The 12,526-nt window shown below is 46.5% G+C and carries 11 protein-coding genes; 3 read left to right on the top strand and 8 right to left on the bottom strand.

The annotated features are described in order from the left end of the window. Positions 1-224: hypothetical protein (locus KW844_RS22875; RefSeq protein ID WP_218379112.1), on the top strand; the 224-nt coding region annotated here is incomplete at its 5' end. Between the two features lie 4 nt (positions 225-228). Here KW844_RS22875 and KW844_RS22870 read toward each other — a convergent pair. From KW844_RS22870 to KW844_RS22840, 7 genes are all read right to left on the bottom strand, one after another. Further along, positions 229-1,854 carry a L,D-transpeptidase family protein gene (locus KW844_RS22870; RefSeq protein WP_218379111.1) on the bottom strand — a complete coding sequence of 542 codons (1,626 nt, stop codon included), beginning with the start codon at positions 1,852-1,854 and terminating at the stop codon, positions 229-231. A 389-nt stretch (positions 1,855-2,243) separates the two neighbouring features. After that, on the bottom strand, positions 2,244-2,813 hold the full coding sequence (locus tag KW844_RS22865; RefSeq protein WP_255578591.1) for an AraC family transcriptional regulator: 570 nt from the start codon (positions 2,811-2,813) through the stop codon (positions 2,244-2,246). Positions 2,814-2,818: 5 nt separating this feature from the next. After that, positions 2,819-3,682: a hypothetical protein gene (locus KW844_RS22860; RefSeq protein ID WP_218379110.1), complete on the bottom strand. Its 864-nt coding sequence runs from the start codon at positions 3,680-3,682 to the stop codon at positions 2,819-2,821. Between the two features lie 11 nt (positions 3,683-3,693). Then, positions 3,694-4,239, bottom strand: coding sequence for a heavy-metal-associated domain-containing protein (locus tag KW844_RS22855; RefSeq protein ID WP_218379109.1), 546 nt, complete (start codon positions 4,237-4,239; stop codon positions 3,694-3,696). A 192-nt stretch (positions 4,240-4,431) separates the two neighbouring features. Beyond that, entirely contained in the window at positions 4,432-4,821 is a 390-nt protein-coding gene (locus tag KW844_RS22850; protein ID WP_218379108.1) for a hypothetical protein, read from the bottom strand. Positions 4,822-4,970: 149 nt separating this feature from the next. Beyond that, complete coding sequence (locus tag KW844_RS22845; RefSeq protein WP_218379107.1) at positions 4,971-6,950, bottom strand: putative porin; 1,980 nt, start codon at positions 6,948-6,950, stop codon at positions 4,971-4,973. 18 nt (positions 6,951-6,968) lie between these two features. Continuing rightward, complete coding sequence (locus tag KW844_RS22840; protein WP_218379106.1) at positions 6,969-7,790, bottom strand: purine-nucleoside phosphorylase; 822 nt, start codon at positions 7,788-7,790, stop codon at positions 6,969-6,971. A 165-nt stretch (positions 7,791-7,955) separates the two neighbouring features. Between KW844_RS22840 and sucC the strand changes: the two genes are divergently transcribed. Continuing rightward, on the top strand, positions 7,956-9,170 hold the full coding sequence (gene sucC, locus KW844_RS22835; RefSeq protein WP_073077162.1) for an ADP-forming succinate--CoA ligase subunit beta: 1,215 nt from the start codon (positions 7,956-7,958) through the stop codon (positions 9,168-9,170). Positions 9,171-9,258: 88 nt separating this feature from the next. Here sucC and KW844_RS22830 read toward each other — a convergent pair whose 3' ends face one another. After that, complete coding sequence (locus KW844_RS22830) at positions 9,259-10,425, bottom strand: thioredoxin family protein (RefSeq protein WP_218379105.1); 1,167 nt, start codon at positions 10,423-10,425, stop codon at positions 9,259-9,261. A gap of 165 nt (positions 10,426-10,590) precedes the next feature. On the opposite strand from KW844_RS22830, the gene KW844_RS22825 reads away from it, so the two are divergent. Then, positions 10,591-12,480, top strand: coding sequence for a mucoidy inhibitor MuiA family protein (locus tag KW844_RS22825; protein ID WP_218379104.1), 1,890 nt, complete (start codon positions 10,591-10,593; stop codon positions 12,478-12,480). The last annotated feature ends 46 nt before the right edge of the window (positions 12,481-12,526 follow it).

Below are 12,526 nucleotides of genomic sequence, written 5' to 3'. Positions count from 1 at the left end.
ATATTTGCCGCCAGCTTCCTTCAGATTCGCAGTCGCCCGCGACACCCTTGCTATTGGCTAACCCTTCCTACTACAAAGTGGGTTCGGGACTTGCACCCTATAGCAGATCGCCATGCCTGGCGCACACGAAAAATCCCTGGCCAGTAAATAGCCAGGGATTTTTTATGGAAGGCACTTTAGGCCCTATTGCAAAGAGCGCCGGGCTCTTCGCAATAGCATCTTAAAGCATTATTGTAATAACTTTCTCAACACCTTATCCTCCGCGTAAATATCATCAAAGAAAATCAGCTGACCACCCCTCCCCTCCGCAGTAAAATAACGGAGGTAAATAGGTATCCTTCTCGTCAGATCCACCTGCTTTTTCTCTCCGCGCTCAATCCACACACGGATGCTATCCCCTTTGTGAGAAGCTGTATCCATACGTACCAGGTACTGCGAAAGGCTATCCCATTGCTGTACACGTACGCAGCCATGACTCATGGCCCGCATGGAGTTTTTAAACAATCCACGGTTATTGGTATCGTGCAGGTATACACTGTACTTATTTCTGAAATTAAATTTCATAATGCCCAGGGAGTTATCCACACCATCCATCTGCCGCAGCACATATGGAAAATGGTTTTTACTGAGCTTACTCCAGTCGATGGTATGCGGATCAACTGCATTCCCATCCTTATCGATCACTTCCAGATTTTTGGATGCCAGGTACCCCACATTTTTCTGGATGGCCGGCAGCATTTCTTTAAACACAATACTGTAAGGCACGCGCCAGTAAGGGAACAGCATAAAGTTGCTCATGTAGGAATTCAGCAGTGGCGTGCGGGTACGCGGCGTACCCACGATCACGCGACTTTCCAGCATCACCGTGCCACTATCTACTACGCGTAACAGGTAACCGGGTACATTCACCATAATGTACTCCCTTGGCATGGTATCCGGCAGCTTACGCCAGCGGTCCATACTAATGCCTGCCTGCAGTATCCAGTCTTCCGCAGGTCTGTTAAGAGCCATCACGGTACGTTTTCCGGCTATACCATCCGGGTAGATGTTAAATTCGTTTTGAAATTTTTTCACGGCACTTTTTAACATCACCGTGTCCACCACCTCTACTCCTGTAGTATCGAGGTATCCGCCCTGCACCAGCCTGTTGGCCAATAATTGCCGGAACAGCAGTGTGTCTGTATAGGTGGAAGGAAGGGTATCCCAGGTCATGTCCGCATATTTCCCGCGGAAATTCATGATTGCTTCTTTTAAGGAAACGTAACCGGCGTGCGTAGGTTCCAGTCCTTCAAAAGCCGCGCTGATATTGCCTTCCTGGAGTGTGTTTTTTAATTTCTCTTTCAGAAAATCATCGTCGTACAGGGAGTCCGTACGCAGGGTAACACTATCCCGGGGGCCTGCGCCATAGTGCATGTCGGAAGTCATTTTCATGAATGCATCGGAAAGCAGGATATCCACTTTAGCCCACAATGCCGCATCTTTTTTGGCAGTAGCATCGCGTTGCAGCTGCTCTATAGCTGCATTTAAAGCGTTGGCATGGTACCTGGCCGGCGGTAATCCGATGTCGTAGGCATTCCTGATGTAATACATCATGGAATCCGCCAGGGGATGCAGTTTGCCGTGGTCTGACCAGTTAGCTGCATTTTCATGTTGTTGGTAAAAATCTTCCAGGGCCTGGGGTCTGAAAGCGAGGATACTATCTTCAAGATATCCTTCATTGTCGGAGATAAGGGACAGACGCTCGGTGATACTTTCTTTTACCACCTCATCCAGCTGTCTGACATTGGCTACAATTTGTTTTTGCTTTGGGGCTGTGTGCTTCTTTTTATGTCCGCACGATAACAACAGTAACACTCCAGATCCACATAAAAAAACGTAAAATAAATTTTTGTTCATCATCTGCAGTAAATCGCTAGTAAAGATAGCATTTTGCAAATACTGTGCTCAAAAATTCAGTCATCCGTTTATCTGCAACAGTCTTTTTTAACAAACAGTGATTTCAAGACTTTTAATATACCGTTCAAAACCTTTTTCATACTTACATTTTAAAAAAAAGAGGCTGCCACGATTAGCAGCCTCTTAAAAACTAAAACTAAAACAACTAAGTTGAATGATGGCACCTGTGGTGCCATCCGGGCGGTTGGCTCCGCGCTTCGCGCGGGACGGAAACCACCGGAAATATTATTGCGTATACTGTTTCCCAGTCTAACTTGTCGCCGGAAAACCGCTACTGCGTAATTACGCTAAATCTTATCTAATGGTATACGCCCTGCATCCGTTTGCCGGAACTGACTAGGTGTAAGACCCGTTACTTTTTTGAACTGTGCCGACAAATGTGCCACACTGCTGTAGCCCAATTTGTAGCTAATTTCACTCAAACTAAGTTCATTATATCGCAGTAACTCTTTTACTTTTTCAATCTTTTGCTGAATGATGTACTGCTCTATGGTAGTACCTTCCAGCTCAGAAAAGAGGCTGCTCAGCAAATGATAATCTTTCTGCAGCCTGGTCGACAGTAAGGAAGAAAAATTTTCCTTCATCTCATCCAGATCTGTATAATGAACGGTATCTACTATGATACTTTTAATGGCCGCTACCAGCTGTTGTTTCTTATCATCTATCAACAAAAATCCTTCTTCCTGCAGCGCAGGAATCAATCGGTTTAACTGTTCCGCGTCTATATCTCCCTTTACCGAAGCCTTGCCAAGCTCCATTTTTGCTATCTCCAGTCCTTCCGCTTCCAGTAAAGACTTTACCACCTTTATACAACGCGGGCAGACCATATTTTTTATATATAATTCGGTCGTTGCCATGGCGGTTATTTCTTTTTAAATACGTTAAAGATGTTATGTTCCACACGTACCAGGAAAGAGTTATATACATTCCGTTCCATGTTTCCTGCCAGCTGGGTTCTGTAGGATAGATCCAGCCTGGTAGTACTGTTGAATATAAACTGTATGGCCGGTGCTACGTCCAGGTAATTACCCCTGGCCAGTTCCGCTCCTCCTGCATTGGTTTTTCCCAACAGCTCCACGTACAGGTTCATATTCGTTTGCTTGTAGTTCTTGTATTTTACCGGCAGCAGCAGGTAGCCTGCACTGAGACTATAATTCACTGCATTACTGGAAAATCCGTCAGGAATATTGTGATGCACATTATTCAGGTAACGGGTGTAACCCACCGTGGTCGATAATGCCAGTTTATGCAGCAGCTGCGTGGCTATTAAACCTCCGGCTAAGCCACTGTTGTTGCCGTCCAGGTCAAGGTCGTAATTCATATACGACTGATGATTACTGGTGGCAGGCATAAACGGATTATCGATTATAGCACCCTTAACGTAAGCGGCCATACGAAAATGTGAATGCTGCTGATCCTGCGACAGGAAGCGATATTTCGCATATACGCTGCCGCCTTCCATCCTGAAACCGGACTGCATCATATTGGAGCCATATCCGGCTACGTGCACCATCAACTTTTTGTTGATACCGATCATCACCTCCGGTTCCACACGAATTGCATTACTACCGTCGTAATCCATCCGCATCCCTTTGCCGGTGAGCCTGATTCCAAGTGACCTTGCCGGCATATTACTGGCCGGCTCCGAATTAACATATAGTTCCTGTGCGCTGGCAATACCAGTGAGGCCCAGAAGGGCCATCACTGTGAATAAAATCCTTTTCATACTTCCGGGGTTTATATAGTTACGTGATAAACCCTGTTGGAAGCTGTTTTATCAGAATGGCAGCAGTCGCCCATCATACCCGTTTTATAGCAGGCCATGCTGGTTTCCTGTTGGTATTTTTTAAATTGTTTGGCAGAGATAAAATCCTTGTCGATTACAACGAGGTCCTTGTCACCTTTTAACACCTGGCTTTTCACATCCATAAAGTGAAGGGTGCTTCCCGCGAAAGGAACATGTGTATCATTCTTTACTTCTGTATCATTGAAGCTGGCGGTAACGGTGAGTTTACCCACAGAAAAACCGGCGTCTTCCACTTTTTCCTTGATCGCATCAATATTTACGTTAGCTCCTTGTTTGAAGAACAAAATGAAAGTAGTGTTTTCCAGGTCTGTGTCGATTTTCTCCACAAAAGGAAGGGTTTCCAGCGATTTCAGGGTAGCGTTGGAACACATGGCGCAGGTTAAGCCTGTGGCCTGTACCGCCGCTTTTTTATATTGCTGTGCATTAGCACTGAAAGTAATTCCTATGGCGAAAGCGATTATTGCTAAAAATTTCATGATCTGATTTTTTAATGAGTTGTAATTACAGAACCGGCCAACTTGCAGTGGGCCAATTCCTAAATGGATTACGGGCCGAAGGCCCGAATAGTGGAACAAAAAGCCTTTGCTACTTTGCCCCTTATGCTGCTTTACGGGAAGAAAATCCCGCACATCCGCCACTAGCGGACATCAGGCAAGCATCAAAAAAAATCAGATCAGAAAAGTGCAATGTTGGAGAAACAGGGGTACATCCCGCTGGTCGGGAGGCCCATGTGGTTCGGCCTGAAGAGCCGGATGGAGAGATATTATTACCGGCTGAGGCAGCATTTTTACCGGTAACTGCATATCAGCAACAGCGGTAAAATCCTGCATTACGGCAACGGCGGCATGATGACTTTCTGTAACCTTACAAAACTTAAACTCGTCTTTACAACAGCCCATATTTTTTACCGGCTTGTTGCATTTCCCGCAATAGTCAGCAGGTGCCGACTGCAGGTCTACAGACGCCAGTTTGCCCATGCAGTAGTGCACGTTTACTGCAAACCCGCTGGTAAGCGTGACATACAGAGCAGCAAATAATATGGCAAAAAATTTCTTCATGTTACCCTACAAATGTACAGCATTTTGGCTAGCCCTCAAACAGATTTACACCAAAGGAAAAAACCGGAGTCCGATTGGTGAATGCAATCGAAGCTCCGGTTTTCTCAATATTAGTTATCTATATATTACCGCATTGATATATATAGGTGTTAGTTAATAAACCACCACCTGATGCCAAGGCGGAAATCAAAGTTATTATAAGGGTACAGCGGTGCGGCGTAGTTGCTGTTAGCAAAGAGTGTGTTCAGGTTTTCGGCACGCACAAACGCGTTGAATGACTTAATACGGAAATGCACAAACGCATCCAGGTCAGGCGCCTGGTACTTGATTTTTTGTGATTGCTGGTATACCCACTGTCCCATCAGCGGCGAATAATCATCCGCGTAGTAGGAAGTATTATAGCGGAATTCAATACCGGTCATGAGATTCAGGTTGGTAAACAGCCTTTTCTCGTAGGCAAGCCGGTTACGCGTCCAGAACGCGGGAACGTTCATCGGACCTTCCCCGTGCACCTGCTGGAACGCCAGATCTACGTACCAGCTAAACGGCGAGAAGGTAAACTTCTTGCTAAATACTACCTGCAACAGGTTAAACAATGAACCGTATTGCGCACTGTGGTAATAATCCTGCATGTACGTGTAGTTGGTAAACAGGAAATAGTTTACCGCCAGGTTATACTTCAGCTTTTTATTATCGGCCGCAAACTGCAGCTGGGTAATATTCTCCTTGTTAAGCGATTCGTTGTACCAGGTCGTTTTGTTGCTGTTAAAATACTTGTACACATACGACGGTTCACGGTTCACATTATTCACCGACAGCTTAATATCTCCCAATAAATCATTTAAATGCCTGCGCAACATACCGCCCACACTGTAGTCCCCGATGTTTTGCCCCGCGAGGTAAAACTCACCTTTCGCCGAGAAATCCCATAGCTGGTTCTTGGTCTTATTGCGGTATTCCCCGTGCAATGCCAGGTTGCTGAAGTTGATATCAGCGTCCAGGAATGTGCCCTGCCAGCTTTCAAATCGGGCGCCTACATTGATAAAGTGGCCCAGGTTACCCCGCATCGGAAACTGAATCAGGGATAAGTCGTTGGACAGCAGCTGCCACTGATGACGGGCATAAACAGAATCCTGGCTACCCTGAGGAACACTAATATTGTAGTGTAGCGGATAAAACACCGAATCGGCCAGTCCGTCAGTGAATTCGTACTTGCTGCTTTGGTAGTTGAAAGTATACTGAACGCGGAAAAACGGATCGTACTTATAGTAGTCTGTAGTATCGTTCACGTGAATGGTATCACCACGTCCCCAGTCGTACTGCTGCTGAAACAGGAAGCCCGTTTGCCTGTATTGCGACTTCACCGGAATACTGGTGGTAAAGAAGTTATAGGACGAAGCGTTGTCGTTACCGAGGTTAACGGGAATAGTTCTCCTGTTGCTATAATTTGGATTTTGCAGGAAGGAGTCACTCCTGATACCACCGTTTTCACCACCCTGCAGGTTGTTGTGATACAGGTCCATGTAGGAATTGGCCCGCTTGTTTTTCGACTGATACCTGGCACTGAGGCGGTAGGTATTGTGGTTGGTAGTCTGGGATTTATAATACCCCGGTGCGTTTACCTTCCGGTAGTCAAAAGCGAAGTTAAAGCGGTTGGTACGGTTCTGCGTATGCGTTACGCCAAGGACCTGTTCCTGCTTGCTTCCCACCAGGTAGTTCATTTCTGTATACGGGCGGGTGGTATTATAGAAGCGTGCATCCGCATGGGACAGGCCGTAGATATCATACGCATGGAAGCCGGCATCGAAGCCTGGTTTCATAAAAGGCGTAAAGATGAGGTTACGGGCTGCGCCTCCACTGTTACCGGTAGTCATGTAGGAACGCGGTACTTTCAGGTATTGCATATTGAAATCCGCTATAGACGAGTCTATAGTGAAATCAGTGGGCTCACCCAGGTAGCGGTAGGTAAGCGTAAGTGTATCTGGCTCTTCTTCATGGCGGCCGGTATCGCGTGACATTTTTCCGCCACCACCGCCACCGCCCATATTACCCAGGCGGTTAGAATTGAACTGGGCCATCAGTTGCTGCCCGCCTACCAGTAGCAGGATTGTGATAATTAGAAATCTCATCCGAAAATGACAATATGTTTATAATTGCCCGATTAATTCACTAAAGATAAGCGTCAGTTTTGGCTCTGCCGCATGGGCAGCTTCCAGTACTTCTTCGTGGGTGATGGTGTTCTCTTCTTCACGGATGCCGATATCTGTAATCACACTCATTGCAAATACTTTAAGGCCGCAATGCGCCGCTACAATTACTTCAGGAACAGTGCTCATCCCAACGGCGTCGCCACCGATGATATGCATATATTTATATTCCGCACGGGTTTCGAAAGTTGGCCCCTGCACGCCTACGTACACGCCTGAATGCAGGTCGATCTGGTTCATGGCCGCAATTTCCACTGCGCGATAGATCAGATCTTTATTATACGGCTCACTCATATCCGGGAAACGAGGGCCGAGGGTATTATCATTGGGTCCGCGCAGCGGGTGCTCCGGCTGCAGGTTGATGTGATCGCGGATGATCATCAGGTCGCCCACGCTGAACTCAGGGTTCATACCGCCGGCGGCATTGGAAATGAACAAGGCTTTGATTCCCAGTGCATTCATCACTCTCACCGGAAAAGTCACCTGTTTCATGGAAAAACCTTCATAATAGTGGAAACGGCCTGCCATTGCCACAATGGGTTTATCGTTCATGAAGCCCAGGATCAGTTTACCGGAGTGCCCTTCCACGGTGGATACCGGGAAGTGCGGAATATCTTTATATGGGATCTCAATGGGATCTTCAATATCCTCTACCAGTCCGCCCAGTCCACTACCCAGAATAACGCCTGCTACCGGCTGTTCCTCCCAGAATTTGCTAATATATTCACTCGCTGCCTTGATCTGATCTTTGAGTTCGCTCATATCTTATTTTTCGTTAATTCGATTATTTTATCATTAAATAAGCCGCAAAATATACTGCAATATCGTATTACAGCATAAACGGCGCAAAGTTATTTTTTAATTCACAAATGACTCCGTTTTATATTTAAATCATAATGACCTATTTTAGCGGCAAATTTTATTCCGATGAACTTACACGAGTACCAGGCTAAAGAACTGTTGAAAAAATATAACGTACCGGTACAGGAAGGCATTCCGGTAGAAACTCCTGAAGCGGCCGCCGAGGCTTACAAGCAATTGAAGGTTACTTATGGTAATGAATTTGCTGTTGTTAAAGCTCAAATTCACGCTGGTGGACGTGGTAAGGGTAAAATCCGTGGTACAGAGCAGAGAGGTGTGGCTGTAGGAAAAAATGCGGAAGATGTTAAAACCATCGCTGGTAACATCCTGGGTGGTACCCTCGTTACCATTCAGACCGGCGAAGCTGGCAAATTGGTTAATAAAGTACTGGTAGCACAGGATGTATACTATCCTGGTCCTAACCCGGTAAAAGAATTCTATCTGTCAATCCTCCTGGATCGCGCTAAGAGCATGAACGTTATCATGTACTCCACTGAAGGTGGTATGGATATCGAAGAAGTAGCTCACAGCACGCCTGAAAAAATATTCAAAGAGTGGGTTAGACCTAATATGGCACTGCAAGGCTTCCAGGCGCGTAACATCGCGTTCAACCTGGGACTGAGCGGCGAGGCTTTCAAAAACATGGTGAAATTTGTGACTAACCTGTACAATGCATATGTTGGTCTGGATTGCAGCATGCTGGAAATCAACCCACTGTTCAAAACCAGCGACGAGAAAATCATCGCGGTAGATGCGAAAGTAAACCTGGACGACAACGCATTAATGCGTCATGCGGACCTGGAAGCTATGCGCGACATCACTGAAGAAGATCCTACCGAAGTAGAAGCTGGTAAATTCAACCTGAACTTCGTAAAACTGGATGGTAACGTAGGTTGTATGGTAAACGGCGCCGGTCTGGCAATGGCTACCATGGATATGATCAAACTGAGCGGTGGCGAGCCTGCTAACTTCCTGGACGTAGGAGGTACTGCAAACGCACAAACCGTAGAAGCTGGTTTCCGCATCATCCTGAAAGATCCTAAAGTAAAAGCGATCCTCATCAACATCTTTGGTGGTATCGTGCGTTGCGACAGGGTGGCACAGGGTGTTATTGACGCCTACCAGTCCATCGGCACCATCAACGTACCTATCATCGTACGTCTGCAGGGTACCAACGCTGCTGAAGCTAAAGAACTGATCGAAAAATCAGGTCTGAAAGTACAGTCTGCCATCCTCCTGAGCGAGGCTGCTGACCTGGTTAACAAAGCTGTAAGCGCTTAATCTGAAGGTTATCAACCTGATATAATAAAAGCCCCGTATCAATCGATATGGGGCTTTTTTGTGATTTTGCTCTGAGGAAAGAATTTATTTATAAAGTGGCCATCTTCGCATTCAGGCGTGTAACCATATCCGTTAGATTCATCATTTCAGCCTTTGCTACCGCCCAGGTCAGGTACTGCTTAGCCGTAGCCTTGTCCGTATCTGCAAAAGCATAAGCCGCACCGTTCAGCAGTTCAAGACTGGCTTTTTCAGTAATAGCTATTTTAGCCCATTGGAGATACAAAGCTTTCACTTCAGGATCTTTCGCCAGTTCAGCACCGCCATAGAAGCTAGCCATACGCACATTATTACTGTTCATATCCTTATTAGCAATGGACCATTCCAGGTAAGCTTTCAGGTTCTTCTGCTGTTTGTAGATATACCGGAACGCCATTTCTGCCTTTACAGAATCCCAGTCGCCACCGGGTTTATATGCCGCCTCATGTTTTTTGAGAAATGCCTCAAACGCAGCTGGCTCATACGCTACACCTGCCAGCTCTTTCATATCCGCACCAATTACCCGTGCAATAATGCTGCTGTTCATGTCAGGACCATACATTTCCTGGTATTTCACCCTGTTTTTCATGTAATAATCCTTATAATCGGCCGGCAGCTCTTTTACCAGTGCCATCGCCTTTACAGTCAGCTCTGCTGTCTTATCCTTTTGTTTTGCCAGGAAAGACACTAACACAGAGTCACCCGGATATTCACGTTTTTTGTTGAACAGCCCCTGGTACCAGGCCGGCCCCTCTTTTTTCACGTTAGTAGCATAACCATAGTAGAATTGACCTCGCTTATAGCGCGCAGTGGTTTCCTTCAGAAAATTCAGGAACCTGTCGGCATCATTATAGCCAATTCCTACGTTTACCAGTTTGCCTTCCGGAGAAATGATCAGGTAGGTAGGAAAGCCATGCAGCAGGTAGCGGGAACAGAGATCGAACCCGAAATCTTCTTTAAACACGTCAAAACCGGTGTTGATAAAGTTTTGCTCCATATAGGCTCTTACTTCCTTGCCTGGAAAAACTTTCACTTCCATTTCTTTACAGGCGTGGCAGCCCTCGAAATAAGTGTCCACAAAAATCGGTTTTTGCTCTTTTTTAGCCTTTGCCAGGAGCTCTGTCCAGCTGGCCTTGATAAATTGAGTACTATCCTGGGCAAAAGTTGCCAACGGCAGCAATCCTGCTAAAAGCAGGGTATACATCATCTTTTTCATCATTCTGAATGGTTTAATGGTGGTTTACTGATGGTGAAACTAACAATTCCCCCTGGAATCCGCTATCCATCAGCTTATCAAGTTCTAAAATCATTTTTAGGGAGATAAAAATGCTTACCTTCTGGCAAATTCCCGTACATAGAACACCTTCCAACTAAAAATATACCCATGAAACGAGTACTTTTTCTGGCAATACTGCTACCCATCTCCCTAAAAAATAACGCACAAGCCAAAAAACAAATCCTGGCTATGACCATTAATAAGGTGACCATTTTCACAAAAGGCGCCCAGGTAGAGCGTTCCGCCGCCATATCCGTCCCTGCGGGCACCAGCCAGGTGGTGATAGCCGACCTTTCACCGGACCTGGAAGAAAAAAGCATACAGGTAAATCTACCCGGTGATTTCACCCTCTTATCCGTAACGCGGCAGGTCAACAACCTCCGTTTGCAGGCCCACCTGGAAGAAACGGAAGCCCTGATAGCCGAGCAAAAGAATCTGGAACAGCAACTAGCCAAGGAAAAAAATAATGAAACGGTGTATAATGAGGAGAAAGTTATGCTGGTCAAAAACCAGGTTGTAACCGGTACCACCGGCCTCAAAGCCAGTGAACTCAAAGAAGCACTGGACCTGCAACGGAGCCGCCTGACAGAGGTAATGGCCAAACTCCTGGAAATCAACAATAACCAGCAGCAGTTGATAGTGCAAATCGAAAAAATCAAGCGCCAGCTGGGAACTTTTAACGCACACGCCACCCCCCCCACCAGCGATATTATTTTGACCGTGCAATCAAAAAATCCCGCCTCCGGCAAACTTATCCTCAGCTATATGGTGAAAAATGCCGGCTGGATTCCCGCCTATGATATCCGGGTGAAAGATATTAACACCCCTATCAACATGGTGTATAAAGCCAACGTATTCCAAACCTGCGGCGAAGAATGGAAGAATGTGAAACTTGCCCTCAGCAGCGGCTCCCCGGAAGAATCCAATACCAAACCCACGCTGAGCCCCTGGTTCCTGCGTACGTTCAGCTCCATGGACGACCGCAACCGGGCCCTGAACGCACAGGTGACCATCAATCGCGAAATTGAAGGCATCGTAAAAGATGGCCAGTCCGGAGAAGCGCTGCCTGGCGTAACGGTAAGGGTAAAAGGCAGGACAATAGGCGCCACCACCGATGCCCAGGGCAGGTACAAGCTCCAGCAACCAGCTGGCAGCAACATACTGGAATTCGCCTTCATTGGTTACGAACACCAGGAATTAAGCCCAACGGATGCTTCCGTGGTTTATATGCGGCAAGCCACCCATAGTCTGAATGACGTAGTAGTAACCGGGTACGGTGGTATCCAGGGAGAACTGAGAGGGTTTGTTTCAGGTGCAAAAGTAGAGGGGTTCATGGCTCCCAAAAAATTAGTCTCTAACAAAGTAGTAGAAATTACAGAACAATACACCCCTACTACCTTCGTGTTCGACATCCCTATCCCCTACACCATCCTCCCTGACGGCAAAAGCAATGTAGTGGGCGTAAAAGAGCTGGAAATCCCCGCTACCTATCAATATTACGCTGTTCCTAAACTGGAAAAAGCGGCCTTCCTTACCGCCGCACTCACCGACTGGGAAAGCCTCAACCTACTCGATGGTGAAGCCAGCATCTTCTACGAAGGCACCTATATCGGTAAAACCCTGCTGGACCTGCAGGCAGTGGCAGATACCCTGCAACTCTCCCTGGGCAAGGATAAGCAGGTAGTTGTAAACAGAACGATGCAAAAAGATGAGAGCCGCAAAAACTTCCTGGGCAGCAAAGTGACCTTTGCCAGAACCTGGGAAATCAGCATCAAAAACAATAAAGGCGTACCTATTATGGTAAATGTACAGGACCAGCTGCCCATCAAAACCATATCTGATATGGATATCAGCAAAACAGAATATGGGGATGCCGCCCTGGACACCGAAACCAGCATTCTTACCTGGCAACTGAATATTGCGCCGGCAACAGAACAAAAACGACAACTGAAATATGCGATAACTTATCCAAAAGGACAGATTGTAAACGTGAACTAAATATACGGGAAAATGAAAAGGGGATGTATCAAAACTAAACGAACGC

Source organism: Chitinophaga sp. sic0106 (genome assembly GCF_019219075.1).
Taxonomy (GTDB): domain Bacteria; phylum Bacteroidota; class Bacteroidia; order Chitinophagales; family Chitinophagaceae; genus Chitinophaga.
The sequence above is the reverse complement of the archived record's forward strand: the minus strand, read 5'-3'. Positions and strand labels throughout refer to the sequence as shown.